Annotated in this window: 22 protein-coding genes; 9 read left to right on the forward strand and 13 right to left on the reverse strand. The window is 73.1% G+C overall.

Annotation, left to right across the window (positions count from 1 at the left end; translation table 11 throughout):
* Window positions 1–371: 371 nt before the first annotated feature.
* From ACFWPT_RS10490 to ACFWPT_RS10510, 5 genes are all read left to right on the forward strand, one after another.
* Window positions 372–971, forward strand: a complete 600-nt coding sequence (locus tag ACFWPT_RS10490) for a single-stranded DNA-binding protein (RefSeq protein WP_380481117.1) — start codon at window positions 372–374, stop codon at window positions 969–971.
* A 354-nt stretch (window positions 972–1,325) separates the two neighbouring features.
* Window positions 1,326–2,819: a Cys-Gln thioester bond-forming surface protein gene (locus tag ACFWPT_RS10495; RefSeq protein ID WP_380480992.1), complete on the forward strand. Its 1,494-nt coding sequence runs from the start codon at window positions 1,326–1,328 to the stop codon at window positions 2,817–2,819.
* A gap of 213 nt (window positions 2,820–3,032) precedes the next feature.
* Window positions 3,033–4,697: an energy-dependent translational throttle protein EttA gene (ettA, locus tag ACFWPT_RS10500; protein ID WP_079135893.1), complete on the forward strand. Its 1,665-nt coding sequence runs from the start codon at window positions 3,033–3,035 to the stop codon at window positions 4,695–4,697.
* Between the two features lie 109 nt (window positions 4,698–4,806).
* The gene (locus ACFWPT_RS10505; protein ID WP_063349408.1) at window positions 4,807–5,250 is read left to right on the forward strand and encodes a thioesterase family protein; all 444 of its coding nucleotides are present in this window, start codon (window positions 4,807–4,809) and stop codon (window positions 5,248–5,250) included.
* Window positions 5,251–5,283: 33 nt separating this feature from the next.
* Complete coding sequence (locus ACFWPT_RS10510; protein WP_380337993.1) at window positions 5,284–5,976, forward strand: hypothetical protein; 693 nt, start codon at window positions 5,284–5,286, stop codon at window positions 5,974–5,976.
* A 181-nt stretch (window positions 5,977–6,157) separates the two neighbouring features.
* Here ACFWPT_RS10510 and ACFWPT_RS10515 read toward each other — a convergent pair whose 3' ends face one another.
* From ACFWPT_RS10515 to ACFWPT_RS10560, 10 genes are all read right to left on the reverse strand, one after another.
* Window positions 6,158–6,562 (reverse strand): globin, encoded by a 405-nt coding sequence (locus tag ACFWPT_RS10515; protein WP_063351424.1) that lies wholly within the window; start codon window positions 6,560–6,562, stop codon window positions 6,158–6,160.
* 98 nt (window positions 6,563–6,660) lie between these two features.
* The gene (locus ACFWPT_RS10520) at window positions 6,661–7,809 is read right to left on the reverse strand and encodes an ABC transporter permease (protein WP_380377834.1); all 1,149 of its coding nucleotides are present in this window, start codon (window positions 7,807–7,809) and stop codon (window positions 6,661–6,663) included.
* The gene (locus ACFWPT_RS10525; protein ID WP_363376284.1) at window positions 7,806–8,723 is read right to left on the reverse strand and encodes an ABC transporter ATP-binding protein; all 918 of its coding nucleotides are present in this window, start codon (window positions 8,721–8,723) and stop codon (window positions 7,806–7,808) included. The genes ACFWPT_RS10520 and ACFWPT_RS10525 overlap by 4 nt, the downstream gene beginning before the upstream one ends.
* Before the next feature lie 144 nt (window positions 8,724–8,867).
* Window positions 8,868–10,079 (reverse strand): FHA domain-containing protein, encoded by a 1,212-nt coding sequence (locus ACFWPT_RS10530; protein ID WP_380480995.1) that lies wholly within the window; start codon window positions 10,077–10,079, stop codon window positions 8,868–8,870.
* Window positions 10,080–10,152: 73 nt separating this feature from the next.
* Window positions 10,153–11,511, reverse strand: coding sequence for a VWA domain-containing protein (locus ACFWPT_RS10535; RefSeq protein ID WP_380377838.1), 1,359 nt, complete (start codon window positions 11,509–11,511; stop codon window positions 10,153–10,155).
* A gap of 122 nt (window positions 11,512–11,633) precedes the next feature.
* Window positions 11,634–12,977: a protein phosphatase 2C domain-containing protein gene (locus ACFWPT_RS10540; RefSeq protein ID WP_380480998.1), complete on the reverse strand. Its 1,344-nt coding sequence runs from the start codon at window positions 12,975–12,977 to the stop codon at window positions 11,634–11,636.
* A gap of 3 nt (window positions 12,978–12,980) precedes the next feature.
* Window positions 12,981–15,572, reverse strand: a complete 2,592-nt coding sequence (locus ACFWPT_RS10545; protein WP_380481001.1) for a tetratricopeptide repeat protein — start codon at window positions 15,570–15,572, stop codon at window positions 12,981–12,983.
* A 5-nt stretch (window positions 15,573–15,577) separates the two neighbouring features.
* The gene (locus tag ACFWPT_RS10550) at window positions 15,578–16,933 is read right to left on the reverse strand and encodes a hypothetical protein (RefSeq protein ID WP_380379998.1); all 1,356 of its coding nucleotides are present in this window, start codon (window positions 16,931–16,933) and stop codon (window positions 15,578–15,580) included.
* Between the two features lie 192 nt (window positions 16,934–17,125).
* Window positions 17,126–18,100 carry a transporter substrate-binding domain-containing protein gene (locus tag ACFWPT_RS10555; RefSeq protein WP_380481004.1) on the reverse strand — a complete coding sequence of 325 codons (975 nt, stop codon included), beginning with the start codon at window positions 18,098–18,100 and terminating at the stop codon, window positions 17,126–17,128.
* A gap of 16 nt (window positions 18,101–18,116) precedes the next feature.
* Window positions 18,117–19,550 carry a hypothetical protein gene (locus ACFWPT_RS10560; RefSeq protein ID WP_380481006.1) on the reverse strand — a complete coding sequence of 478 codons (1,434 nt, stop codon included), beginning with the start codon at window positions 19,548–19,550 and terminating at the stop codon, window positions 18,117–18,119.
* 418 nt (window positions 19,551–19,968) lie between these two features.
* On the opposite strand from ACFWPT_RS10560, the gene ACFWPT_RS10565 reads away from it, so the two are divergent.
* Window positions 19,969–20,544: a nucleosidase gene (locus tag ACFWPT_RS10565; RefSeq protein WP_244293463.1), complete on the forward strand. Its 576-nt coding sequence runs from the start codon at window positions 19,969–19,971 to the stop codon at window positions 20,542–20,544.
* 133 nt (window positions 20,545–20,677) lie between these two features.
* Here ACFWPT_RS10565 and ACFWPT_RS10570 read toward each other — a convergent pair whose 3' ends face one another.
* Window positions 20,678–21,598 carry a sigma factor gene (locus ACFWPT_RS10570; protein WP_380481008.1) on the reverse strand — a complete coding sequence of 307 codons (921 nt, stop codon included), beginning with the start codon at window positions 21,596–21,598 and terminating at the stop codon, window positions 20,678–20,680.
* 147 nt (window positions 21,599–21,745) lie between these two features.
* Here ACFWPT_RS10570 and ACFWPT_RS10575 point away from each other — a divergent pair, with 147 nt between their 5' ends.
* Window positions 21,746–22,276 carry a hypothetical protein gene (locus tag ACFWPT_RS10575; RefSeq protein ID WP_380481011.1) on the forward strand — a complete coding sequence of 177 codons (531 nt, stop codon included), beginning with the start codon at window positions 21,746–21,748 and terminating at the stop codon, window positions 22,274–22,276.
* Window positions 22,277–22,434: 158 nt separating this feature from the next.
* Window positions 22,435–23,250 carry an SDR family NAD(P)-dependent oxidoreductase gene (locus ACFWPT_RS10580; RefSeq protein WP_380481014.1) on the forward strand — a complete coding sequence of 272 codons (816 nt, stop codon included), beginning with the start codon at window positions 22,435–22,437 and terminating at the stop codon, window positions 23,248–23,250.
* Window positions 23,251–23,376: 126 nt separating this feature from the next.
* On the opposite strand, the gene ACFWPT_RS10585 is transcribed toward ACFWPT_RS10580, so the two are convergent.
* Together ACFWPT_RS10585 and ACFWPT_RS10590 are read right to left on the reverse strand one after the other, a co-directional pair.
* Window positions 23,377–23,895, reverse strand: a complete 519-nt coding sequence (locus ACFWPT_RS10585; RefSeq protein ID WP_380481018.1) for a hypothetical protein — start codon at window positions 23,893–23,895, stop codon at window positions 23,377–23,379.
* Between the two features lie 252 nt (window positions 23,896–24,147).
* Complete coding sequence (locus ACFWPT_RS10590) at window positions 24,148–24,864, reverse strand: TetR/AcrR family transcriptional regulator (RefSeq protein WP_380481021.1); 717 nt, start codon at window positions 24,862–24,864, stop codon at window positions 24,148–24,150.
* A gap of 128 nt (window positions 24,865–24,992) precedes the next feature.
* On the opposite strand from ACFWPT_RS10590, the gene ACFWPT_RS10595 reads away from it, so the two are divergent.
* On the forward strand, window positions 24,993–25,913 hold the full coding sequence (locus ACFWPT_RS10595; protein ID WP_380481023.1) for an NAD-dependent epimerase/dehydratase family protein: 921 nt from the start codon (window positions 24,993–24,995) through the stop codon (window positions 25,911–25,913).
* The last annotated feature ends 98 nt before the right edge of the window (window positions 25,914–26,011 follow it).

Genomic DNA, 26,011 nt, shown 5'->3' on the forward strand with positions numbered 1-26,011 from the left:
ACGGGGCTGCCGCCCCACCCGTTATGGATTCGGCACGGAGAATGTGTCGCCACCGGTGCGGGTGGGGGGCCGTATTCGGCTTCCTCCGGTCGGATGACGTGCGCGGACGGTCGGTCGGCGCTGTTCCGGGGCGTGTCGGTTGGGGGCGGCGAGCAGCCGGTTTGTTGTCATGGCCGCGATGAGATGGGCTCGAAGGGGTGCCGAAAGGCCGAAATTCACCCCTGCGAGTGACGTCGGTTTTCCGAGGCATCGAGTTGTCCACAGGATTTCAGAACTCTCTGGCGGGGATTTCCCGCGAAGCGCACTCTCGACGCGCACCGGTCGATTCCGTACGGTGCATCGGCGAGAACGGAGAGTGCACTGTGAACGAGATGCAGGTGACGATCGTCGGCATTGTCGCGACGGAGGTGAGCTACGGCGAAACGGGCAGCGGGGTGCCGATGGCCAAGTTCCGGCTCGGCTGCACCGAGCGCCGGTACGACCGGCAGCGCGAGTGCTGGGCGGACGGCGAGACGCAGTGGCTGACGGTGACGGCCTGGCGGGGGCTCGCGGTCAATCTGATCGGTTCGCTCGCCAAGGGGGATCCGGTGTTGGTGAGTGGTCGGCTGCGGCTGCGGGAGTGGGCCGACGGCGAGGTGAAGCGCACCGGGGCCGAGATCGACGCCCGATCGGTCGGACACGACCTCACCCGTGGTACCTCGGCGTTCCGTTGGGCGGCGGGGGTGCGCGGGCAGCCGTCGGGCGCCACCGGGCCGAGCGGGGCGCAGGCCGGGGCAGGGGTGGTGCCGGGGTGGATCGCCGACGCGCTGGAGGCGCGGAAGGCCTTGGCGGTGGCCTCGGCGCCGCGCCCGCCGGAGCCCCCGCCGCCGGCGCGGCCGGTGTCGGACGGGGCGTCGGAGGCGGAGGCGGGGGATCGGGGCAGGGTGGCCGAGGGGGAGCGGGGAGGTGACGAGCAGGCTGCGCTGATCTGACGGGTCGATGACCTTAACTGTCGACAAATATGTTGATCGAGACTGTTGTTGCGCCCGCATGCGCAATCTCGCCCGGATAACGAAAAGTCGCGAGGAGATTCTGGCTGATCGTCAGCTTGTGTCGAAACTGAGGGGGTTGATAACGATCCAGATACGGAATCGTCCTGATTTCGCATGGGGGTTTCGGGGCCTGCGGGGCTCAATAGGATTCGTCTGGTTCATACCCGCAGCAGCGCCACAGGGGGCGCGCGCGGCACGGCAAGTCGGCGGGCTGTCCATCGGTGCGGCCCGGCCCCGGAGGGATCCCAGATGTTCCAGAGGCAGGTGCGGAGTCTCCCCCGCATAACCACTGTCATGCTCACGACCAGCCTGGTGTTGGGCGGGGGCCTGTTCGCGGCCGGTGCGGCGGCCGCGGCGGACACCCCGGGTGCGGGCGTCAAGGCCGTCCTCCAGAACACGATGGTGGGCGAGAAGATCGACGTCGAGGGCAAGGGGACCGTCGACGGCGGTCTGTTCACCCTCAAGACGTCCAACGGCGAGATCCAGACCTACTGCATCGACTTCGACAACCCGGTCTACCTGGACAGCGCCGCGAAGTACCAGGAGTCGGACTGGAAGTCGAGCTCCCTCGGCGGCAAGAACAAGGTCGAGGCGGCCTCCAAGATCCGCTGGATCCTGGAGAACTCCTACCCGCAGGTCAAGGACCTGACGGCGCTCGGCAAGACCGTCGGCGTCGACGGCCTGACCGCCGAGGACGCCGCCGCGGGCACCCAGGCCGCGATCTGGAAGTTCTCGGACAACAAGAACGCCACCCCGCGCAACGCCAAGGCCAAGAAGCTGCGCGACTACCTGCTCAGCGACGCCAACAAGGGCATCGCCGCCGAGCCCAACCCCTCGTTGACGCTCAACCCGGACTCCGTCTCCGGCAAGTCCGGCAACAAGCTCGGCCCCTTCACCCTCAAGTCCAGCGCCGCCGAGGTGAAGCTCACCGTCACCGGTGACGCCGCCGACAAGGTCAAGGTGGTGGACAAGGACGGCAAGCCGGTCGGCGCCACCCTGACCGGTCCGATCAAGGAGACCCAGCTGTTCCTGGACGTGCCGGCCGGCACCCCGGACGGCTCCGTCGCCCTGGCCGCCGCCGCCGACACCGTCGTGCCCAGCGGCCGGGTCTTCCTCAGCGAGGGCTACGACCCGAAGCGGCACAGCCAGAGCATGATCCTGGCCGGCTCCAGCAAGCTCAGCGTCTCCGCCGGCGCCAAGGCCACCTGGAAGCAGGGCCAGGGCGCGCTGGTCGACAGCACCGCCCAGGTCGAGTGCGAGAACAACGGCGTGCGCGTCACCGTCACCAACGGCGGTGACGAGGCCGCCACCGTCACGGTCAAGCCGGGCAAGCAGCTGACCGTCCAGCCGGGCAAGACCGAGAACGTGCTCGTCCCGGTCGCCGAGAAGGCCGCCTACGACATCAACGTCACCGGCCCGAACGGCTTCGCCAAGGAGTTCAAGGGCGTCCTGGACTGCAAGACCGGCGTGACCCCGCCGACCTCCGGCCCGTCGACCCCGGCCGCGAGCGGCACCCCGAGCGGCGCCCCGAGCACCGCCCCGACCGGCACCCCGAGTGGCACCCCGAGCCAGGCCGGCACCCCGTCGGCCGGTGCCAGCACCGCCGCCGGCGCGCACCCGAGCCCGGCCGCGACCAACTCCGCCCCGGGCACCGGTGGCCTGGCCCAGACCGGTGCCAGTGACTCGACCCCGATCCTCGCCGCCGTCGCCGGTGGCCTGGTCCTGGCCGGTGGCGCCGCGGTCTTCGTCCTGCGCCGCCGTGGCCGCCACGGTCGCACCGCCGCCTGAACCGCCCCGCAGGCCCGGAGGCGCTGACCTCCTGAGGCCCTGACGGCACCCGGCCCGGCCCCCGCACCCGCTGCGGGGGCCGGGCCTTCGCCGTTCAACCCCGCGCTGCGGATACCCCCGTGGGGCACACCGGGCGTTCGGGGCCCCCGGCCGGGTGCGGCACAATGGAAGGCTGCAAGCCGAATACTCCCGACGACGCCGGAGCGATCTCACGTGGCGGAATACATCTACACGATGCGCAAGGTGCGCAAGGCGCACGGAGACAAGGTCATCCTTGACGACGTGACGCTCAGCTTCCTCCCCGGGGCGAAGATCGGCGTCGTGGGCCCCAACGGCGCGGGCAAGTCCACCGTGCTGAAGATGATGGCCGGCCTGGAGCACCCCTCCAACGGCGACGCCTTCCTCTCGCCCGGTTTCACCGTCGGCATGCTGCTCCAGGAGCCGCCGCTCGACGAGACCAAGACCGTCCTGGAGAACGTCGAGGACGGCGTCAAGGAGATCAAGGGGAAGCTCAACCGCTTCAACGAGATCGCCGAGCTGATGGCGACCGACTACTCGGACGCCCTGCTGGACGAGATGGGCAAGCTCCAGGAGGACCTGGACCACGCCAATGCGTGGGACCTGGAGGCCCAGCTGGAGCAGGCCATGGACGCCCTGGGCTGCCCGCCCGGCGACTGGCCGGTCACCAAGCTCTCCGGTGGCGAGAAGCGCCGCGTGGCGCTCTGCAAGCTGCTGCTGGAGTCCCCCGACCTGCTGCTGCTCGACGAGCCCACCAACCACCTGGACGCCGAGTCGGTGAACTGGCTGGAGCAGCACCTGGCCAAGTACCCCGGCACCGTCGTCGCCGTCACCCACGACCGGTACTTCCTGGACAACGTGGCCGGCTGGATCCTGGAGCTCGACCGCGGCCGCGCCATCGGCTACGAGGGCAACTACTCCACCTACCTGGAGTCCAAGCAGTCCCGCCTCAAGGTCGAGGGCCAGAAGGACGCCAAGCGCGCCAAGCGGCTCCGCGAGGAGCTGGAGTGGGTCCGCTCCAACGCCAAGGGCCGCCAGGCGAAGTCCAAGGCCCGTCTGGCCCGCTACGAGGAGATGGCGGCCGAGGCGGACAAGATGCGGAAGCTGGACTTCGAGGAGATCCAGATCCCGCCGGGCCCGCGTCTGGGCAGCATCGTCATCGAGGTGGAGAACCTCTCCAAGGCCTTCGGCGAGAAGATCCTGATCGACGACCTCAGCTTCACCCTGCCGCGCAACGGCATCGTCGGCATCATCGGCCCCAACGGCGCCGGCAAGACCACGCTGTTCAAGATGCTCCAGGACATGGAGACCCCCGACTCCGGTGTGGTCAAGGTCGGCGAGACCGTCAAGATCAGCTACGTCGACCAGAGCCGCGCCAACATCGACCCGAAGAAGACCCTCTGGGAGGTCGTCTCCGACGGTCTGGACTGGATCAACGTCGGCCAGGTCGAGATGCCGTCCCGCGCCTACGTGTCGGCCTTCGGCTTCAAGGGCCCGGACCAGCAGAAGCCGGCCGGCGTGCTGTCCGGTGGTGAGCGCAACCGCCTGAACCTGGCGCTCACCCTCAAGCAGGGCGGCAACCTGCTGCTCCTCGACGAGCCCACCAACGACCTCGACGTCGAGACGCTCTCCTCGCTGGAGAACGCCCTGCTGGAGTTCCCCGGCTGCGCCGTGGTCATCTCCCACGACCGCTGGTTCCTGGACCGGGTGGCCACCCACATCCTCGCCTACGAGGGTGAGAGCAAGTGGTTCTGGTTCGAGGGCAACTTCGAGTCGTACGAGAAGAACAAGATCGAGCGGCTCGGCGCCGACGCGGCCCGCCCGCACCGGGCCACGTACAAGAAGCTGACCCGCGGCTGACACCCAGCCGTCACGGCGGCCCGGCAGACTGCCCTTCGGGGCGGCCTGCCGGCCGCCGGCCCGCCGCCACCGCACGGCGGCGGGCGACCGGACGTCGAGGAGAACACCTGTGGCCCGCCACATCTACGCCTGCCCGCTGCGCTGGTCCGACATGGACGCGTTCGGCCACGTCAACAACGTGGTCTTCCTGCGCTACCTGGAGGAGGCCCGGATCGACTTCATGTTCACCCAGGCCGCCGAGGCCGGGGCGGGGGAGTTCGCGGGCGGCTCGGTGGTGGCCCGCCACGAGATCGACTACAAGCGCCCGCTGGTGCACCGGCCGGAGCCGGTCACCGTCGAGACCAGGGTGACCCGCATCGGCGGCGCCTCGCTGACCGTGTCCTACGAGATCAAGGACGTCGCCGAGGACGGCACCGAGACGGTGTACGTCCAGGCGTCCACCGTGGTCGTGCCCTACGACCTGGCGGAGGGCCGGCCGCGCCGGATCTCGCCCGTGGAGCGGGAGTTCCTGTCCCGTTTCATGGACGAGGAGCCCGCCGTAGTCGCCGCCTGAGCACCCACCTCCGACGATTCGAGCTGACCCGCGTTGACCATCACCGCCCGCCTCGCCCTCACCGACGCCGGGGAGGCCGCCGACCTCTCCGCGTTCCTGCTGCGCCTGCTGCGCTTCGACAAGGCGGCGGCCGTCCGGTTGCAGGCGGTGGCCCCGGCCGGGGAGGACGGCGTGCTGGCGGTCTTCGGCCGGCTGCCGCTGGGCGGTTCGGGCGCGCTGGCGATCCGCACCGCCCGGCTGACCGGGCCGGCCGAGCCGACCGATCTGACGGTCTCGGCGGGCCAGTTGCTGGACGGCGTGGACGCCGGGACGGGTGCCGTCGCGCTGCCCGCCCCGGTGACCGGGCCGGCCTGGGCCGGGCTGCTGCCGCCGCGCACCGGCTGGCGGCCGGTCGGGGCGCCGCCGGCGGCCGAGGTTTACCCCGAACTGATGGCCGGGGTGCGGGAGTTCCGTGAGCGCAGCGAGGCCGTCCCGGCGCACCACCGCGGCCGTGCGGTGCTGGACGCGCTGGCCGACGAGATCTGGTCCCGCCCGGTGTCCGTGCTGCCGGAGCTGCCGCTGCGGGCGGTGCACGCGGCGTACGTGATCGGCTTCCTGAAGCCCGGGGCGCCGCTCACCGTGCACCGGGCGGGCGGCTGGCTGCGGCTGAGCGCCCCGGCCGGCTCGGTGGCGGTCCGGACGGTGGCCGCACCCGGCGCGGGGCTGGGGCTCAGCCCGCTCCGCTAGGCCCTCTCTTTCGGATCACGCCGGGCGCGCGACGCCGGAGCACGCACCTCGCCGCGTTGTCGTCGGTCGCCGATGCTCCGCATGGACTTCCTCCTCCGCCTTGCGATGCACGCACCCCAACGCCGCGCGCTGATCCGACGTGATCCGAAAGAGAGGACCTGGAGCCAGCCCGGCCCGGGGATCAGCCCGGAGTGTTGATCATCGAGGCGGCGGCGTAGGTGAGGTAGTCCCAGAGCTGCCGCTCGGCCTCGGCGGGCAGGGCCAGGTCGTCCACGGCCGCCCGCATGTTCCTGAGCCAGGCGTCGTGCGCGGCGCGGTCGACCTTGAACGGCACGTGCCGCATCCGCAGCCGGGGGTGGCCGCGTTGCTCGCTGTAGGTGCGCGGGCCGCCCCAGTACTGCATCAGGAACAGGGTCATCCGCTCCTCGGCCGGGCCGAGGTCCTCCTCGGGGTACATCGGCCGGAGCAACTCGTCCTCGGCGATGCCCTGGTAGAACCGGTGGACCAGTCGCCGGAAGGTCGGTTCGCCGCCGACCTGGTCGAAGAAGGTCTCCTCGCTGAACGTTCCTCGCCGGATCTCTTTCACCCGACCATGGTCGCAGACGCCGACGGGGTCGTACACCGGGACCAAAGGCGTACGACCCCGCAGGGCGTGTGTCGGGGCTCAGGCGACCGGGGCGGCGGTCACACGTCCTCCCACTTGAACAGCTTCCAGGAGATGCCGGTCAGCACGGCCGCGAAGAGCAGCAGTCCGCCCATGGTGGGCAGGGCGTCCATGACGCCGCCGCCGCGGGTCAGTACCGACTGGGCGGCCGTCACCAGGTAGCGCAGCGGCATGACCTTGGAGATGGTCTCCAGCCAGCCGGGCGCGCTGTCCAGCGGGATGAACGCGCCGGACAGGAAGGACATCGGCAGCACGATGATCTGCGAGATGCCGTTGGCCGCCTCCTCGGTCTTGGCGACCGATCCGGCCAGCAGGCCGATCGACATGAAGGCGAGCGTCGCGCAGGCCACCAGCGGGATGACCAGCCACCAGTTGCCGGTGAGCTTGAGCCCGAAGAAGTTGGTGGCGACCGCCAGGAAGACGGTGGTCTGGAGGAGCGAGGTCAGCAGCGAGACCAGGATCCTGGAGCTGATGACCGTGCCCGCACTCACCGGGGCCAGCCGCAGCCGGCGCAGCACCTTGCTCTTGCGCCACCCGACCAGGGTCAGTGCGGCACCGAACACCGCGCCGGTGGCGACGGCCCAGCCGAGCAGGCCGGGGGTGAGGAACTGGATCGGCTTGAGCGACTGGTCCTCGACCTGCTGGGCGTCCAGCACGTAGGCCGGCTTCTGGCCGGTGGCGGCCTGGTTGGCGCTCTGGACCACCGAGTTGACGATGCCCCGGAGCGCGCCGGCGCGGACGGTGTCGGCGGCGCTGAAGCGCAGCTCGACCTTGCCGTCCGGACCCTGCTCGATCATCGCGTCGAAGTCGCCCTTGCGGACCTTCTCCAGCGTGGCGGCCGCGTCGTCGGTCCTGGTGATGGTGAGGACCTTGTCCAGGTCGACCCGGCCCTCGCCCTGGATCGAGTCGAACAGCTTCACCGCGCCGACCTGCGCCACCTTGGCGTGCGGGCTGCTGGAGCCCTTGCCCACGGTGCCGAAGAACACCAGGAACACCAGCGGGAAGAGCAGGATGAAGAAGGTCGCGGTGCGGTCGCGCTTCATGCCGAGCAGCATCGCGCGGGACAGGCTCCAGAACGCGCTGACCCGCTCCCGCTCGGCGCTCGCGCCGCCGCTCGGACCGTCGCTCCGGGCGGGGGTCTTCGGCTCGGTGGACGTGCTGGCGGTCATGCGCGGTACTCCCGTCCGGTCAGCTGGAGGAAGACGTCCTCCAGGGTGGCGCCGCGCACTTCGAGGCCGCGCAGCGCGTTCTGCTCGGCCAGGACGCTCAGGACCGGGGCCGGGAGGCGGGTGGAGACGGAGAGCGAGACGCTGTCGTCCTCCAGGGCGGCGATGTCGGCGCCGGCCGCGGTGAGCAGGTCCCGGGCGCGCTCGACGGACAGCTGGCCGGACGCGACGCTGATCCGGACGGTGTCGTCGATCTCGCGGATCAGCGTCGCCGGGGCGCCGGTGTGCAGGATCTTCCCGTGGTCCATGATCGAGACCCGGTCGCAGAGCACCTCGGCCTCGTCCAGGTAGTGGGTGGTGAGGACGACCGTGCGGCCCTCGCCGTTGATGTCCCGCAGGAGGTCCCAGAGGTTGCGCCGGGCCTGCGGGTCGAGGCCGGTGGTGGGCTCGTCCAGGAAGACGATCTCCGGGTCGTGGGCCAGCGCGCAGGCGATCGACAGGCGCTGCGCCTGACCGCCGGACATCTGGTCGGTCATGACGTCGGCCTTGTCGGTCAGGCCGACCCGCTCCAGCATCGCGTCGGCCCGCTTGGGGCCGACCCCGTAGAACGACGCGAAGGTGCGGATGGTCTCCCGGGCCGTCAGTTTCCGGAAGAAGGCGGAGGCCTGGAACTGCACGCCGATGCGCGGCAGCAGTTTCGGATTGCGCGGCCAGGGAGCCATCCCCAGCAGCTCGACCCGGCCCTCGTCCGGCTTGCGGACGCCTTCCAGGATCTCCATCGTGGTGGTCTTCCCGGCGCCGTTGGGGCCCAGGATTCCATAGAATTCGCCGGCCTCGACGGTGAGGGACACCCCGTCGACGGCCTGCACGTCCCCGTACCGCTGACGGATGCCGTCGGCGGATATAGCTGCAGTCATGTGGCCTGAGCCTAGGGCTTGCGGAGGGCCCTGTGCACGTCGGTGACGACGAAATTTGTGGATTGTCCGAGGGATCGGGAACAAGCCGGGCCGGGCGGAAGTTGAATTCCACCCGGCCCGGCCGGAGTTGTTGCCGACGGTCTTTCAGGCGCGGTGCACCGTGATCGTCGTCCAGGCGCCGATGTGGATCCGGTCGCCGTCGTTCAGCGGCACGGCGGTGTGCGGGGCGATCGGATCCGCGCCGCCGTTCACGGTGGTGCCGTTGGTCGAGTCCTGGTCCACCAGGACCCAGCTGCCGTCCGCCTGTTCGGCGAGCAGCGCGTGCTGGTGCGAGGCGCCCGGGTCCTCCGGCGGCACCGACAGGTCGATCTCCGGCACGGTGCCGCGGTGCTGGCTGCGCCGCCCGATCCGCAGCTGGCCGCGGCCGGTCAGCGGGATGCGCCGCTCGGGGCAGTACGGCGGGAAGAACAGCCCGGCCGCCTCGGGGCCGCTGCGGGCCATCATCTCGGTGAAGTACTCGCGGTCGGCGGAGACCACCGCGATCCAGTTGGCCCGGAGCGGCTCCGCGGGGGCCGCCGCCGGCTGTGGCTGCTGGGGCTGGGGCTGCTGCTGATGCGGCGGGGCGAGGTGGAACGAGGTGCCGAAGTCGCCGCCGCGGTTGTTGGGGCCGGGGGGCTCGGCGTACACCGGGCCGGAGTCCTCGCGGACGGGGGCCTCGGGGAACGCCCCCTCCGGCGCGGGCCCCTCCGGCCCGTTGGCGGGCAAGGAGGGAGGGTAGCCGTAGGTGTGCGCGGGCGCGGCGGCCTGCTGCGGGTGCTGGGTGTGCTGCGGCTGTGGCTGCTGCGGGACGGGCGGGCCGTACGGCGGTTGGCCGTACGGCGGCTGGGCGGCCGGCGCGCCGCCGTACGCCGCCGGGATGTTCAGCGGCTGCTGCGCCTGGCGGCGCGAGGGGGCGGAGAGCTCGTAGTCGTACCCGCACTCCTCGCAGAACCGTCCGGTCTGCGGGCTGCGGCAGATCGGGCAGACCGTCAGGCCCTCGGTCAGGTTGGGGTAGCCCTGGGCCGGTGGCGGCGGCATCGCGCCGGGCTGTGGCGGGACGTTCCCCGGCGGCACCGGCGGAGGCGACAGCGGCGCGCCGTAGGGCGTACCGCGGTGGTCCGGGTGCTGGGACTGCTCGAACGAGCCGGGCGCCTCGGGCGCCGGGTGGGAGCCGTACGCCCCCGGGTGGGTCCCGTGGGCCCCGTGGGCTCCCGGGTGGGCTCCGGGCGGCGGCGGGGCCGGCGGAGTCATCGGGAAGCCGCAGAAGTCGCACCAGTCCTCGGCCTGCGACTCGTGGCCCCTCGGGCAGATCGGCATCAGTTCCCCCTCACATCGAGCCGGCTTGGGGCGGCGTCGCACCGGGTCGTCGGCCCGGTCACGTCTTCAGCGGTCACTTCTTCACACGCACCGTCTTGGTCGACCGGGTCTCAAGGGTCATCGAGTCGGCCTCGCTCACGTTCTTACGGAACCGAACCGTACCCTCCTTCGGGTCCACCACGTCCACCACCTTCTGCAGCAGTTTGTAGGTGCCCTCGTTGCCGGTCGCGTGCGCGATCCGGACGGCGGCGCCCAGCTTGGAGGTGGCGGTGTCGACGTCCCCGGCCCGGTGGGCCTCCAGGCCCTCCTGGATGGAGGAGGCCAGCTCGGCCTGCCCGGTGTAGTGGGCGACCTGCGGGCTGATCCGGGTGGAGGAGGCCAGGTCGTCGGTCCACACCGCCTTGACCAGGCCCTGGGAGAGGACCTCGGGGGTGCCGCTGCCGACCTGCGGGGGCAGCACCAGGCTGATCCGGGCGGCGAGCATCTCGTTGCCGATGGAGGCGGCCGGGACCTCGACGCAGACGTGGTAGTCGCGGCTCTCGTCGCCCCAGGAGCCGGTGGGGTAGTCGCCGGCCCGGGGGCCGGCCTCGGCGCGCCGGGCGGTGAGGTCCTCGACCGCGGGGGCGACCTGCTTGACGAACTTGACCGAGGCGTTGGCCGGGGTCCAGATCCGCAGCGCGACGTCGGCGACCTGCTTGCCCATGGCGCCGGCCATCATCGAGCGGAAGTCCTCGGCCAGGCCGGAGGGTTCGGCGACGATGTCGACGGTGCCGAGCAGCGCCGAGGAGATCTTGCGCAGCTCGTCGATCCGCCAGTCGGTGCCGACGCCGCGGCAGTCGGCGGTGAAGTGGCCGGTGACCCGCTCGATGGCGCGTTCCAGGTCGACTGCCGACTCGTGCTCGTTGTTGCCGTCGGTGAGCAGGACGGCGTGCCGGATGGCGATGTCGCGGCGGGTCAGGAAGAGCTTGTCGGCCTTGGCCAGCCAGGTGCCCATCGCGGTGCCGCCGGCGGCGGTGAGGCGGCGCAGGGACTCCTTGGCGTGGCCGCGGGTGGTGGCGGAGGCGGTGGCGAGGGTGCCGTCGCCGGGGTAGATGTCGCGGGCCTCGTGGGTGCCGGCGACCACGGCGAAGGCGGTGCCGTCGCGCAGCGCGTCGATGGCGGCGGCGGTGGCCTCACGGGCGCCGTTGATCTTGGTCTTGGGGTAGTCCATCGAGCCCGAGCAGTCCACCAGGATCACCACGGCCGCGGCGGTGTCGGCGCTCTGCGGGCCGCCCGCGTCGGCGATGCCGAGCGGGCGGCCGCCGGAGGTGCCGCCGCCGGTCGCGGTGACCGTGACGATGGCGTTGACCTCGCGGGCGCCGTCGGCAAGGTACTCGTTCTGGAAGATCTCCACGTCGAACCTGGGCAGGTTCGGCTTCGCCAGTGTTGCCATGGGCCGGTGGCTCCCGTCGGAAGGGTCGTCGGTACGGATCGGTCGGTGGGGGCCGGCCGCGTCGGGGGCGGGCCGGCGGACCGGGTGGCCGCCGGGGTCGGCCCCGGGCGGGCGGCGTCCGGTCAGGCCGTCGGCGGGTGCGGCGGCTGCGGGGGGACGGCGGGTGCGGTCGGCGGTGCGGCGGGGGGTGCGGGGGGTGCCGGCGGGGCGGTGGGGGGCAGCGGGGCGGCGGGGGGCAGCGGGGCGGCGGGGGAGCCGATCACCGGGAGGTCCGGCAGGGTCGGCTCGTAGTCCTCGTCCTCCTCGGCGGCCCTCCTGGCACCCGCCGCGGTGATCAGCGGCAGGTCGAGCGCGGTGGCGGTCCGGGGGTCGTCCTCGTCCTCGCCCTGCTCCTCGGCACCGGCACCGGCGCCCGCGGCCGGCGGGTCGATCGGCAGGACGGCGACGGTGATGTTGTCGTGGCCGCCGGCGGCGACCGCGAACTTCACCAGGGTCTGCGCCGCCGCGAGCGGTTCGGTGCGGGCGTCCGGCCGGACGAAGTACGCCAGGTCGGTGGCGGCCTCGGCGTAGTTCCACAGTCCGTCGGTGCAGATCAGCAGCACCCCGGGGACGTGCGGCGTGAAGTCGAGGGTGTGCGGGACGACCTCCTCGGCGTCGGCGCCGAGCCACCCGGTGATCGCGTGGGCGCGCGGGTCGGCGTACGCCTCGGCCTCGCTCATCAGCCCGGCCTCGACCATCCGGGCCGCCCAGGAGTCGTCCTGGGTGAGCCGGAAGGGCTCGGCACCGGCGCGGTCGTCCGGGATCCAGTAGGCGCGGGTGTCGCCGACCCAGCCGATGGTGATCCGGCCGCCGGAGGCTATGGCACTGACGTAGGTGCAGGCGGGTGCGTTGAGGTCGGGCCGGGCGGGCCCGGGGCCGGCCTGGGCGAGGTCGGCGACGGCCCCGGCGGCGTCGGCGATGGCCTGGCGCATGGCGGCGGTGGGTTCGCGGCCCGCCTCCAGGGCGCTCAGCAGCGACTCGGAGGCGGCGTCGACGGCGGTCTCGGAGGCCTCGTCCGGCCGGTCGGAGGAGGAGACGCCGTCGCAGACCACGGCGACCACGACGGGCTCGCCGCCGGGCAGCGAGGTGGCGGCGATGGTGAAGGAGTCCTCGTTGCGGTGGTGGCGCAGGCCGCGGTCGCTGACCCCGGCGACGCCCGCGAGGGACTTCTCCATGTGGTCGCGCGGGCGCGGCTGGGCGCCGCCGCAGGCCTCGCAGTAGCCGTCCGCGGTGACCTGCGGCAGCCCGCAGTGTGCGCAGACCGGCCCGTGCTGGGGCGGGGCGCCCTCGGCCCGGGCGGCGGCCCAGTTCGCGGGCATCGCGCCCGGGGCGGCCCGGCCGTCCCGGCTGGCGCCGCAGGCGCCGCAGTAGGCGTCCTCCGGCTCCAGCGGTTCGGAACAGCTCGGGCACACGGTCTGCTGCGGCATCGGCTACACCCACGTCCTGGGGCGGGCGCGGTTGGCCCGCTCCACCATTTCGATCCTGGTCTCGGCCCGGTCGGCCAACCGGGCGAGTACCCGGTAGGACTGTTCCAGGGCGAAGCGAAGTTCCCGCTCCACCGCAGGTCGTCCCAGCACCGTGGTGCCGCCGCCCTGCTGGGCGCCGGTCGAGCCCGCGGTGACCCAGCCGAGGGCGGCGCCGAGCAGTTCGACGGCCAGTTCCTCGCGGCGGCGGTCGTCCAGGCGCAGCGCGGTCAGCTGGTCGGAGCTGGCGCCGAGGTCGGCGGCGAGCGGGTCGGTGGCGGGCCGTTCGCGCAGCCGGGCGCGGACGGCCGCGATCCGGGCGGCCGTGTACTGGTTGGAGGTGGCCGGGACGGACTCCAGGACGCGGACGGCGCCGGGCCGGTCGTCCTCGGCGAGCCGGACCCGGGCGAGCCCGAAGGCGGCGCTGAGGTAGGCCGGGTCGGTGGTCCAGACGAGTCGGTAGAACTCGGCGGCGTCGCCGCCGTCGCCGAGGAGTTCGGCGCAGATGGCGAGGGCCAGCTTGGGGGCGGCCTCGCCGGGGAAGGCGTCGTAGACCGCGTCGAAGGCCTCGGCGGCGGCGCGCAGCCCGGCCTCGTCGGGCGAAGCCGGGCCGTCCGGGCCGCCTGCCGCGCCGACCAGGGCGACCGAGCTGCCAGGGCCGTCCGGGCCGTCCGGGCCGCCCGGGCCGTGCACGGCGCCGACCAGGGCGACCAGGCCGCGGTACCAGACGACCCGCCAGTCGTCCGGGTACTCCCGCTCCAGGGCGTCGAGGGCTTCCTCGGCGGCGGCGCGGTGGCCGAGTTCGAGGTGGGCGCGCAGTTCGCGCAGCCGCCGTTCGATGGAGAGGGCGGGCGCGCCGGCCAGAGCGGCGAGCGCCTCCTCGGGGTCGGTGGCGAGCAGGGTGGCGAGGAAGCCGGCGTTGGGGTCGCCGGGGTCGACGCGCGGGACGGGCAGTGCGAGGGCGGCGGCGGCCGGGTCGAGGGCGGTCACCAGGAGCTGTCCGGGCTGCTCGGTGGGCATGACCAACTCGGTGTCCACGACGCGTAGTTCGGGCCCGAAGAGGGTGGACAGGGCGGGCCGGGCCCGGCCGTCCTGGAGGGCGAGTATCTCGCGCAGCACGCCGGTGAGCTGGTCGGCCATCTCGTCGGCGGAGGAGAACCGGCGGGCCGGGTCCGGGTCGGTGGCGCGGACCAGGAAGCGGTAGTACGACTCGTAGCGGGCGAAGACCTCGACGTCCTCGGGGCCGGGCAGGGTGTCCCGGTAGGTGGTGCTGTAGCCCTGGAAGTCGAAGGTGAGCACCGCGAGGGTGCGGGCCACGGTGTAGAGGTCGGAGGCGGGGGAGGGGCCGTGGGTGGCGATCTCGGGGGCCTGGTAGCCGACGGTGCCGTAGATCGGGCCGTCGTGGTCGAGGCGGCAGACGGCGCCCATGTCGATGATCTTGAGCGCGTCGCCGCTCTGGATCACGTTGTCGATCTTGAAGTCGCAGTAGATCAGGCCCCGGCTGTGCAGGTACCCGAGTGCGGGCAGTGCCTCCAGCGCGTACGCGATCGCCTGCTCGACGGGCAGCGGCTCGCGCCGGCCGTCCGGGGTGCGGCGGTCGTTGGCGATGTCCTTGAGCGACTTGCCGCCGACGTACTCCATCACGATGTAGCCGTCGGTGGAGCCGGAGCCCAGGTCCAGGTGCTCGGCGAAGTTGATGATCCGGACGATGTTCGGGTGGTCCACCTCGGCCAGGAAGCGGCGCTCGGCGACGGCCACGGCGAGCGCGTCCTCGTCCCCGGTGTCCAGCAGGCCCTTCAGGACCACCCACTTGTCGTTGACCCGCCGGTCGATCGCCAGGTAGATCCAGCCGAGGCCGCCGTGCGCCAGGCAGCCCACCACCTCGTACTGCCCGCCGACCAGGTCGCCGCGGCGCAGCTTGGGCGTGAACGAGTACGGCGTGCCGCACTTGGTGCAGAAGCCGTCCGGGCGGCCGGGCCGGCCGTTCTTCTCCCGGCCCACCGGGGTCTCGCACTTGGAGCAGAACCGCTTGCGCTCCGGGACCTCCGGGTTCTCCAGCACCGCCAGCGACGGGTCGGCCGTCTCGACGGTCGGCACCGTCACCAGGCCGGCGCCCAGCCGGTTGCGGGTGCCCGCGCTGACGCTGCCGCGGGTGCTGCGCACCGAGACCGAGCGGCTGCTGCCGGTGCGGGTCGAGCGGTGCGAGCGGGAGCGGCCGGACATCGAGCGGGCCGAGCCGGTGCGGGTCGAGCGGATCGAGCCGCTGCGTGCCGAGTCGGTGGAGACCCGGGAGGACGGGACGTAGGGCTGGGTGACGCCGGTGTCGCCGCCGGGCGGGGTGAGGCCGCACTCGTCGCAGTAGCCGTCGGTGTCGATGGTGCCTGAACAGTCCCGGGGGCAGGGCGCGCCGGGGCCGGCGGCCGGCGGGGCGCCGGTGGCCGCCGTCGAAGCTGCCACGGTGCCGCCGCCCGCCGGGGCGAGCCCGCACTCGTCGCAGTAGCCGTCCGCGTCGATCCTGCCGTTGCCGGAGCACTCCGGCCGTACGCACGTCCCGCCCATCAACCTCAGCCCCCCTGGACCTGTCCGTCGACCGGCGTCTGGCCGGTCGTCTCCTGTGCGGCCTCGGCCTGCGCCGGCCGCAGCGACTGCTGGAAGCGGGCCACCGCGGCGGCCGCCGCCCGCAGGTCGCAGGGCGCGCTCCACAGCAGCCAGCGCGCCTTCTCGTACCGCTCGATCACTTCCGGGTCCTCGGAGACCCGCAGCCGGGCGGCCATCGCCTTGTACGCGTCCAGCCGGCCGCGCAGTTCGGCGCGGACGGCCAGCGGCTGGGTCACCTCGGTGAGCGACTGCCGGGCCCGGGCCAGCTCCTTGGCGGCGGCGTCCTCCAGCGTGTCCAGCAGCGGCGCCAGCCGGCCCCACTGCCCGCCCTGGCGCAACTCCAGCGCCGTCACGATCCGTTCGCGCAGCGCCGAGGCCGGCCCGGGCACCGCCGGGACGTCGCTGGAGGCTATCTTCGCCAGCACCTCGCCGCGCGCCCGGCGGGCCTCGGCCAGGGTGGCGTCGGCCCGCTGGAGCAGGTCGCCGACGCCCTGGAGGCGCTCCTCGGCGTCGTCGCGCAGCCGCAGCAGGTTCTCCAGTTCCACCCGGACGCCGTCCAGCGCCCGCCCGGCCCGGTCGAACCGCTCGGTGTCCACCACCCCGGCGGGGGTGGCGAAGGCGCCGCCCTCCGGCACGGTGCCGCGCTGGGCGGGCACCCGGGCCGGGCGCCACAGCGCCAGCGGGTCCTCGCGTACCTCGGCGCGCAGCCCGGTGAGGTCGGCGTCCAGCCCGGCCAGGTCGTCGGCGAGCGGGTGGTTGCCGGCCCGCACGCCGAGCGAGGCGGCGAGGTTGCCCACCCGGTGGAGTTCGGCCAGCAGCAGGTCGATCCGGGCCGGCAGCGCCGACCAGACCGCGTCGGCGGCGCTGACCACCTCCAGCACGGTGGCGTACCAGGAGTTCATCCGGGTCATCAGCGCGTCCAGGCTGATCCGCTCGACCAGCCGGGCGGGCGCGCCGAGCAGTTGCGGGCCGTCCGGCAGCGCGCCGCCGGGGACGGTCACCGCGTCGCCGGTGAGCAGTTCGCTCAGCTCGGCGAGTTCGGGCGCGCCGGGCTTGGCCTTGCGGGCCCGTACCGCGCGCGCCGAGGCCAGTGCCTCCGCGTAGCGGTCGAACAGGGCCCAGAGCAGTGGCAGGCCCTTCCCGGCGACGGACCAGCGCTCCAGCGTGCGTCCGGTCAGTTCGGCGCCGTCGAGCAGCCGCAGGCCCGGATGGTCCTGGAGGGCGAGCAGCGCCGACTCGACCGCGTCCCGCTCCGCGCCGAGGCGCGCCAGCGCGCGGTCCACCTCCTCCCGGTTCAGTACCGGGCCAGCCGAAGCCGCCAACGCCGTGTCCTTCCTTCCTCGCGTGCGATCCCGACGTACCTGACGTGCGATCCCACGACAACCCCCGTGCCCACCACCGGTCTCCCCGTGGTGATCGTCCCGAACCCTAGCCGGTGGCCGTTCGGGCGGAGCGGGCGGTGGGCGTCAAGACCGCGTCAACGGCCTGCTGACGCCCGTGCGCCGCCCGGTGCGTCAGCGGGCCGGCCAGTACAGGCCGGGGTCCTTGGAGTTCTCGGGCAGGTAGGGCTGGACCCACCGCTCGAACGACTTCTGCCAGCCCTTGTCCTTGTCCGCGTAGTAGTCGGAGATCACCTGGTTGACCCGGGCGGTGAGGTCGGTGCTGTTCTGGCGCATCGCGACACCGATCGTCTCCGGCTGTTCGAAGCCGTCCACCACCTTCACCGTCTGGTCCTGCGCGGCCTGGCCGACCGCCAGTTCGTCGTCGGTCATGGTGGCGTCGACCTTGCCGAGCTGCATGCGGACCAGGCAGTCGAGCTGGTTGGTCACCAGGACGAGCTGCTTGGCGCTCTTCTTCGCGTTCAGCACGTCCTTGGCGACCGAGCCGTCCGCGGCGCAGACCGTCTTGCCGCCGATCGCCTCGTCGAGGTTCTTGGCCGTGGACGACCGGGGCACCAGGACCCGCTGCTTGATGTTGAAGTACGACCGGGAGAACGCGACCTTCTTCAGGTTGGCGCAGCTGATCGTCATGGTGCGGACGATCAGGTCGACCTGGTTGCCCGTGAGGGCGTCGGCCCGGCCGGCGGTCGACACCGGCTTGAGCACCACCTTGGCCGGGTCGCCCATGACGGCCGCGCCGATCGCCCTCGCGAGGTCGATGTCGAAGCCTTCGAGCTCACCGGTGTTCGGGTTGCGGGCGCCCCAGCGGTAGCTGTTCTGGTCCACGCCGATGATCAGGGTGCCCTTGGCCTTGATGGCCTTCACCGCCGTGCCGTCCACGGTGCTCGGCGGCACGGTGCTGGTCAGGTCGCAGGACTCGGCCTCTTCCTGCCCGGCCTGTTCCTGCCCGGTCGACCGGACGGCCTGCGGTGCGCCCGTGGCGGCCGCGGGTACGGCGCCGGACGGCCCGCCCCCGCCGAGCACGGCCGCACCGGCGGCCAGCAGCGCCAGCGCGGCGGCCGGCCTGGTGCCTGCGGTTCTCCTGCGCATGTGTCCGTTCCCCCCTCTACCGGTACTCGGCCAGGCGGCGGCCCAGGCCGCGCAGCGCGGCGGCCGCGGCCGCCACGCCGAGCAGCGCGGCCGCGAGGGCGGCGAGCCGGAGGTCGCCCTCGGTGCCCTTGGCGGAGCGCTCGAAGTGGTCCTGCTCGGTGGTGGCGGCCTGGTCGAGCGCCCGGTCGGTGGCCTTGAAGGCGCCGTCCGCGGTGTTCGCCTCGGCGGCCGGGTCCGCCGTCACGGTCGCCTGCAGCGCGCCCTGGTAGTCGGCCTGCTGGGTCTCCAGGGTGTGCGCCGCGTCGTGCCGGGTGCGCCACGTCTCGTACTGCCGGTCGGCCTCGCCGATCTGCTGCCGGGCGTCCGCGGGGGCCAGGTCGAGGGCCTGGCGCAGCGAGCCGGAGTGCTGCTCCATCGGGACGTTCGCCGGCTCGCCCCCGGCGAGCTGCTGGGTGATCGTCGTCCACTGGTCCGCGTACGCGGTGGTGGAGCCGCGGGCGACGAGGTTCAGGTTCTCCGCCAGCCGGGCGGAAAGCACCTGCACCCGGGCGGTGTTGAGCGCCCGCAGCGGCTGCGCGCCCTGCTTCCAGCTCTGCTGGAGCGCGGCGTTGGTGGTCAGGCCGGTGACGGCCAGCCAGAGCGCCCCGGCCAGGACGGCGGCGGTGGCCCCGAGCAGGCCGGGGTTGAACACCCGGTTGGTGCGGCGGAACAGCGTCAGCTGCACCCAGACCAGCGCGCCGAGGGTGAGCACCCCCAGGCCGTACGCGGCCCACGGGCTGGACTTCGCCTCGGCGTAGTCCTTGTCCAGCTCGTCGTTCTCGATGGCGGTCAGCTCGGCGGCGCGCGGCAGCAGGGTGCCCTGCATCTGCTCGGAGGCGTACCGCAGGTAGGCGCCGCCGAGCGGCAGGCCCAGCCGGTTGTTCGCCCGCGCGGTCTCCACCAGGCCGGCGTAGACGGGGAGTTGCTTGTTCAGCTCGGTGAGCTTCTGGTAGGCGGGGGAGCCGACGGTGGTCTGCGCGGCGGCCTTGGTGATCAGGTCGGTGGCCGCGGCCAGATCGCCCTCGTAGTCGCCGCGGACGGCCTTCGTCTCCGCCCCGGCGAGCAGGAAACCGGTGGCCGCGGTGGTGTCGGCGCGGGCCAGCAGGCGGTGGATGTCGGCCGCGTCCTTGCTCAGCGGCTGGCTGTGCTGGACCACCCGGTTGGCGGCCTCCGCCTTGGTCTCCAACTGCCAGGCGGTCAGCGCGCCGAAGGCCACCGTCAGCACCGCGAGCACAGCCCCGGCCAGCCGCAGCCGGCCCGGCGCCGTCCGGGTGGCGTTCGCCAGCCGGGCCCGCAGGCCGGACAGGCCGCGCGGCGCGGGCCCGGCCGACGGCCGCCGGGCCGGCACGGCGCCGGGTCTGGACGCCGGGACCACGGCGCCCGGTGCGCCGTTACCTACTGGTGTTGCCACCCGCCTCATCCTCCCCAGGGGTCGGGCCCGCTGTCCGGGGCCCGGCCGATGCCAGCAGTATGGCCGTGACTCCCCCTGGCCACACCCGAATTGCGCCGATCTTGAGCTTGCCCTGCACGCGCCGCGCACGCCTCCCGCACGCCCCCGGGGCCCCGCTGCCCGGCGGCCGGTGGTGAACCGTCCGACGCGGGATGCACCCTATGCGGTTCCTCCGACAGGCCGGAGCGGCGAGGTCCGGTTGCGGCGGCGGCACGCGGCGAGTCGAGGACTGACCCCGGTCCGATCGCGGCGTCGGTGCGCAGGTAGTCGAGGCCGGACCCCGGGGCCGGCTGCGGGGGGCGATCCCGCCGTGACGCCACCGTTCCCGGCGCGGTCGGTGCACCTGGTTTCGGCGGACACCCTCCGTACGATGGGCAGCATGCGCCTGCTTGGAACGATCACGCCCGACCGCCCGCTGCTCGTCGTCGCCGTGCGCGAGGAAGCCGCCCACCTCGACGACCGGCTGCCCGTCCTGCTCACCGGAATAGGGAAGATCAACGCCACCGCCGCGCTGGCCACCGTCCTCGCCCAGGGCGAGAAGCCGTCCGAGGTGATCAACCTCGGCACGGCCGGCGCGCTGCGCCCCGGTTGGGAGGGCACCCACCACGTCGTCCAGGTCATCCAGCACGACCTCGACACCCCGGCCCTGCTGGCGCTCACCGGCCGTAGCTACGGCGCCCCGCTGGTGGTCGGCAAGGGCGACGGGCCGGTGCTGGCCACCGGCGACCTCTTCGTCTCCGACCCGGCGGCCCGCGACCGGCTCGCCGAGCACGCCGACCTGGTCGACATGGAGGGCTACGCCGTCGCCGCCGTCGCCCACCGCTTCGGGGTGCCGGTGCGCCTGGTCAAGCACGTCAGCGACGAGGCCGGCGAGGGCGCGAGCCACACCTGGCGCGAGTCGGTCGACGCGTGCGCCCGCCACCTCGCCGACTGGGTCGTCGCGCAGGGCTGGTGACGGCGCGTCCCGAGGACGTGCGGCGCCGACCGGCGCGGGCGGGTGAGAGGGCGGCCGGCCTCCCTCTCGCCCGCCGCGTTCAGCCGTGGAACCTCGCCCGCCGCGTTCAGTCGCGGAACCTCGTCCGCCAGGTTCAGTCGCGGAACGCCGAGAGGTCCAGCGCCGCCAGCCGCTCCGGATCGGTGAGCACCTCGATCGCCGCGATCGCGCCGTCCACCACGGTGAACGCCATGACCGACAGCGGTCGGCCGCCCTCGCCGATCGCCACCGCGCCCGCGGCGCCGTTGACCAGCGCCGGGCGGGCGAACGGCGACAGCCCGCCCCACAGCACCGGCTGGTCGGCCACCGCGGCCGCGCCCGTCAGCACCACCGGGTGCCGGGCCCGCACCGCGCCGCCGTCCGAGCGCAGCACCACGCCCGGGGCGAGCACGGCCACCAGCGCGCCCAGGTCGCCGGCGCGGGCGGCCGCGAAGAAGGCGTCCACGGCGGCCCGCTGACGGCCCGCGTCCGGGTCGGGCGCCGGCGCCTGGTCCTGAACCCGGCGGCGGGCCCGGTCGGCCAGCTGGCGGGTCGCGGCCGCCGTCCGCTCGATCAGCGGGGCGGTCTCGGCGAACGGCACCGCGAACAGGTCGTGCAGCACGAAGGCGATCCGCTCGGCCGGGGCCAGCGACTCCAGCACCACCATCAGCGCCAGGCCCACCGAGTCCCCGAGCAGCACCTCCTGCCCGGGGTCGGTCACCCCCTCGCGCCGCAGCAGCGGGTCCGGGATGCGCGCCGGGCCCGGCTCACCCGCCTCGGCCTCCGGCGGCTCCTCGCGGCGCAGCTCCCGGCCGCGCAGCAGGTTGAGGCAGACCCGCGAGACCACCGTGGTCAGCCAGCCGGGGAGGTTCTGCACGTCGGAGGTGTCGGTGCGGTCGTAGCGCAGCCAGGCCTCGTGGACGGCTTCCTCGGCCTCGCTCACCGAGCCGAGCATCCGGTACGCCACGGCCCGCAGCCGGGGCCGCTGCGCCTCGAACAGTGCGGCCCGCTCGTCCGGAGGTAATTTCTCGTCCACCGTGTCACATTCCTTCGCCGCTGGGGGTCAGAGCAACAGGAGCCACCCAACAACGGCTGCGCCGTAGAGATCAACTCCCCACCCGGGGCGAGTCGGAGACGACGGGTGGCGGGGTGGGTGTCACCAGGGCGTCCTAGGCTGGCGGCCATGCCGACGATCCCGCTGCTCGACGCGATCCGCGCCAACCCCGCCGCCCTCGACTACCTGGCCTGGCCGGGCGACCTCAGCCTCGACCACTACCCGCACGTCGAGGAGGTGGTGCTCGCCTCCGGGGAGGCCCTGGAGCCGGTGGCCAAGGACGGCGCGGGCGGCACCTTCTTCCTGTGCGGGGAGGGCGGCGAGGAGCGTCCCGTCCTGTACGCCGACTCGGAGGGCGGCGCGGCGGTGCTGGCCGTCGGGCTGCCGGAGCTGGTCCGGCTGCTGCTGGCGGTGCCGTGGTGGCGGGACTGCCCGCGGCTGACGGTGGAGGAGAGCGCGGAGGCCGCCGAGGAGTACCTGGAGGACGAGCCCGGCCTGTACGCGGAGCGGGACGCGGCCGCCGCCGCGCTCGGCCTCGAAGTCCCGGGCGCGGCTGCGGCGTTGGCCCGGCTGCGGGAGGTCGCGCTCGGGCTCGGGCCCGCGTACGTGCTGCTCAACGCCGAGGAGGGCGGCGCCTACGAGCCGCTGTTCCAGGCCTGAGCGGGTGGTCGAGTGGTTGGTCGTGCGGGTGGTCGTGCGGCCTGGCGGCATCAGCTCTCCGGCCCCGGGCATACATGAGGGGTTGTCCGGCCTCGGGTCGTGACGGCGGGAGACCGGCCCCGGATCCGACCGGGGGCGGCGCGAGGGAAGAGGCGATCGTGGGCGAACTGGACGGCAGGACGGCGCTGGTGACGGGCGGCTCGCGCGGGATCGGGCGGGCGGTGGCGCAGCGGCTCGCCGCCGACGGGGCACTGGTCGCGGTCCACTACGGCGGCAACGAGGCGGCCGCCGCGGAGACCGTGGAGCTGATCGCCAAGGCCGGCGGCCGGGCGTTCGCGGTGCGGGCCCGGTTCGGCGAGAGTGGTGCGCTGGACCAGCTGTTCGAGGGCCTCGCCGCCGGGCTGGCGGAGCACGGCGAGCAGGGTGGGGACGGCGAGGTCGGTGGGGGCGGCGGGGCCGGCCTGGACATCCTGGTCAACAACGCGGGCATCCACCTGGCAGGGTCGATCGGGCAGCTCACGGAGGAGGAGTTCGACCGGTTGATGGCGATCAACGTGCGCACGCCGATCTTCGTGATCCAGCGGGCGATTCCGCTGCTGCGGGACGGCGGGCGGATCGTCAACGTGGCCTCGGCGGCCGCCCGGATCGGCTCCCCGGTCCAGATCGGCTACACCGTCAGCAAGACGGCGCTGGTGGCCCTTGCCGCACCGCTCGCCAACGAGCTCGGCCGGCGCGGGATCACCGTGAACACCGTCAACCCCGGGGTGATCCTGACCGACATGACGTCCCAGTGGACGGGCGTCCCCGAGGCGATGGCCGGGCTCGAATCGATCACCGCACTCGGCCGGATCGGCCAGCCGGAGGACGTCGCGGACGTGGTGGGCTTCCTGGCGGGCCCGCAGGGCCGCTGGGTGACCGGCCAGACCATCGACGCCTCCGGCGGCACCTACCTCGGCCCGATCCCGCCCGCGTGATCCCTCGGGGCGCCGAGAAGTCGGCGGGGTGGCAGCCCTCAGCGCCGCCACCCCGTTCGCTTCTCGGCACGGAAGGAGGGTTTCATTGAGCCAAACCCCACCTTGGGATGATGTTTTGAGGCAGCGTCAGAATGCTGACGGGGGCTGAAGGGCCAGATCGAGGACGGACGCCCAGTGTTCGTCGGGTGCGGTGACGATCGCGTAGCCCTCCTGGCCGGGGAGGCGGGGGAGCAGGGCGCTGCGGCAGCCGTGGCTGTGGTGGATCTCGACGGGGACGGGATCGCCGTCCAGGTGGATCTCGCCGGCGCTGATGGATTCGGGGTCGAGCGGGCCCAGGTGGTGGCGCGGGTCGATGCGGCCGGAGTTGCCGAGGAAGTTGAAGAGCTGCGATCCGGGGGTGGTCAGGGACTTCACCCGGAAACCGTCGGGGACGGGCCGGGAGGTCTGGACGATCGCGACGAGCTCGCGGTCCAGGTGGTAGTTCAGATCGACGTGGCAGAGGTAGCCGTCGCTGCCCATCCGCCCGAGGAGGACGAACCACTCGGGCGGCACGTCGCGCAGGACGGCGATCCGCCCGCCCCACTCCTCGGCGGTCTCACGGTCGGTGGGGATGTGGAACTTGCGCGGCTCGCTGCTGCGGAACACGGAATTCCCCCAACTGATCGGCGAAAAAAGGTTGTTGGTTCACCAGTAGACCGCCGCGACATGCCCGCGAACGAGTGAATTCCCGCTCGGCGCTCGGGCCCCACCGGTACCCGGCCGGTGGGGCTTGCGCCAGTGGGGCGGGCGCGGTCCGCGAGGAGCGCGCCCGCCGCAGGCCCTGTTGCCCGCCGTCCTCGTGATGGGCCATGCCGGTGTCCACCGCGGGTGCCGGACCAGGCCGCTGGTAGTGGGGTGTCACGCAGGAGGCGACAGGACATCGAGCCCGATTGCCTCGGCGGCAACGGTCATGGCGGCGTCGAAGTACGCGGGGTAGTCCGTGATCACCTCGTTCAGGTGACCGAACAGCTCGAAGCTGATCGTGCCGATCAGGGAGATCCACAGGGTGAGCGACCGTTCCACCAGGTCCGCGTACGGTTCGGCCGGTGCCCCTCCCGCGCTGTCGAGCACCTGCTGGGCGACGAGCCTCGGCCCGGGGAGCGGCTGCGTGGGGGGTCGCAGGAGGCCCGAGGCGTGTGCCTCGACGACGAGACCGGCCATCAGGCGGGTGACCCGGGTGGCGGGGTCGACCGTGTCGGTGGGGGCCTGGTAGCCGGGGACGGGCGAGCCGTAGACCAGGGCGAACTCGTGCGGGTGGGCCAGGGCCCACTGGCGGACCGCCCGGCATGCGGCAAGCCACCGGACGCCCGGATCGGCGGGAGCGGCGGACGCCGCCCCTGACTCCGCGGCCGCTCCGACCGCGTTGAACGCGTCGATGATCAGCGCGGTGAGCAGTGCGTCCCGGCTGGGGAAGTAGCGGTACAGCGCCGAGGAGGCCAGGCCCAGGTCACGCGCCACCGCGCGGAGCGACAGTGCGGCCGCCCCGGTCTCGGCGAGCTGGCGAGTGGCGGCTTCCTTGATCGCGCGAGTGAGCTCGGCGCGGGCCAGCTGCCGCGCGGTCTGCGATGCCGTCATGCCGTCCATCCTCTCATTCGAGAGCAGTGCACACAAGAGAGAGCACTGCTCTTGACTTCTCCCCGCCGCTGCGCGAACACTCCTCAACGAAGAGAGCACTGCTCTCTCAATTCTCCAGGAGGACCTGCATGGCACGGCACATCGTCATCGGCAAGGGCCCCGTCGGCGCCACCACGGCGCGACTGCTCGACGAACAGGGGCACGAGGTCGTCGTCCTGAGTCGCTCCGGCGGCGACGGGAGTACGGCGCTCGACGTCACTGACACGGCGTCACTCCGGCAAGCCACCAAGGGCGCCGAGGTGATCTACAACTGCGCGAGCCCGCTGTACCACCGGTGGCCCACCGACTGGCCGCCGATCTCGAACGCCCTCCTCGACGCGGCGGAGGCCGCCGGCTCGGTGCTGGTGACGATGGGCAACCTGTACGGCTACGGCCCCGTCGACGCCCCCATCACGGAGGACCTGCCGCTCGCAGGCACCGGCACCAAGGCCCGGGTCCGCATCGGCATGTGGCGCGACGCGTTGGCCCGGCACCAGGCCGGCCGGATCCGCGTCGCGGAGGCGCGCGCCTCGGACTTCTTCGGGCCCGGCGTCACCGAGGCCGGCCACCTCGCCCAGCGGATGATGCCCGCGCTCCTGGCCGGCCGTGCAGTCAGGCTGATCGGCAACCCGGACGCACCGCACAGCTTCACCTATGTCCCCGACATCGCCCGTGCGCTCGTACGGCTTGGTACCGACGAGCGGGCGTGGGGACGCGCCTGGCACGTTCCCACCGCCCCGCCGCTGTCGACCCGGGAGGCGGTCCGGCACCTGTGCCGGCTGGCGGGTCTGCCGCCGGCCAGGGTCGGCCGGATTCCTTGGTGGCCACTCCACCTGGTCGGCCTGGTCAACCCCATGCTCGGGGAACTGCGGGAGGTGCAGTACCAGTTCGACCGGCCGTTCGTGCTCGACTCCCAGGCGTACACCGCGACCTTCGGCGAGGTGTCGACCCCGATCGACGAGGCGCTGGGGGCAACCGTCGAGTGGTGGCGGGCGCGGCTCAGCCGGTAGCGCCACGTGCGCGGCATCGGCTGTCGGGCTGTGCAGACCCTGCGGCGGAGTCAGGAGCGGGCCGAAGCCGCGTTCAGTGAATCAACTCCGAGCACAGC

Origin of the sequence: Kitasatospora sp. NPDC058478 (assembly GCF_042720345.1) — a bacterium.
Taxonomy (GTDB): Bacteria; Actinomycetota; Actinomycetes; order Streptomycetales; family Streptomycetaceae; genus Kitasatospora.

Coding starts and splice junctions, on each gene's coding strand:
- ACFWPT_RS10490 (WP_380481117.1), top strand. CDS start 372: ATGCAGGTGACGATCGTCGGCATTGTCGCGACGGAGGTGAGCTACGGC.
- ACFWPT_RS10495 (WP_380480992.1), top strand. CDS start 1,326: ATGCTCACGACCAGCCTGGTGTTGGGCGGGGGCCTGTTCGCGGCCGGT.
- ACFWPT_RS10520 (WP_380377834.1), bottom strand. CDS start 7,809: ATGACCGCCAGCACGTCCACCGAGCCGAAGACCCCCGCCCGGAGCGAC.
- ACFWPT_RS10525 (WP_363376284.1), bottom strand. CDS start 8,723: ATGACTGCAGCTATATCCGCCGACGGCATCCGTCAGCGGTACGGGGAC.
- ACFWPT_RS10530 (WP_380480995.1), bottom strand. CDS start 10,079: ATGCCGATCTGCCCGAGGGGCCACGAGTCGCAGGCCGAGGACTGGTGC.
- ACFWPT_RS10535 (WP_380377838.1), bottom strand. CDS start 11,511: ATGGCAACACTGGCGAAGCCGAACCTGCCCAGGTTCGACGTGGAGATC.
- ACFWPT_RS10540 (WP_380480998.1), bottom strand. CDS start 12,977: ATGCCGCAGCAGACCGTGTGCCCGAGCTGTTCCGAACCGCTGGAGCCG.
- ACFWPT_RS10545 (WP_380481001.1), bottom strand. CDS start 15,572: ATGGGCGGGACGTGCGTACGGCCGGAGTGCTCCGGCAACGGCAGGATC.
- ACFWPT_RS10555 (WP_380481004.1), bottom strand. CDS start 18,100: ATGCGCAGGAGAACCGCAGGCACCAGGCCGGCCGCCGCGCTGGCGCTG.
- ACFWPT_RS10565 (WP_244293463.1), top strand. CDS start 19,969: ATGCGCCTGCTTGGAACGATCACGCCCGACCGCCCGCTGCTCGTCGTC.
- ACFWPT_RS10575 (WP_380481011.1), top strand. CDS start 21,746: ATGCCGACGATCCCGCTGCTCGACGCGATCCGCGCCAACCCCGCCGCC.
- ACFWPT_RS10590 (WP_380481021.1), bottom strand. CDS start 24,864: ATGACGGCATCGCAGACCGCGCGGCAGCTGGCCCGCGCCGAGCTCACT.
- ACFWPT_RS10595 (WP_380481023.1), top strand. CDS start 24,993: ATGGCACGGCACATCGTCATCGGCAAGGGCCCCGTCGGCGCCACCACG.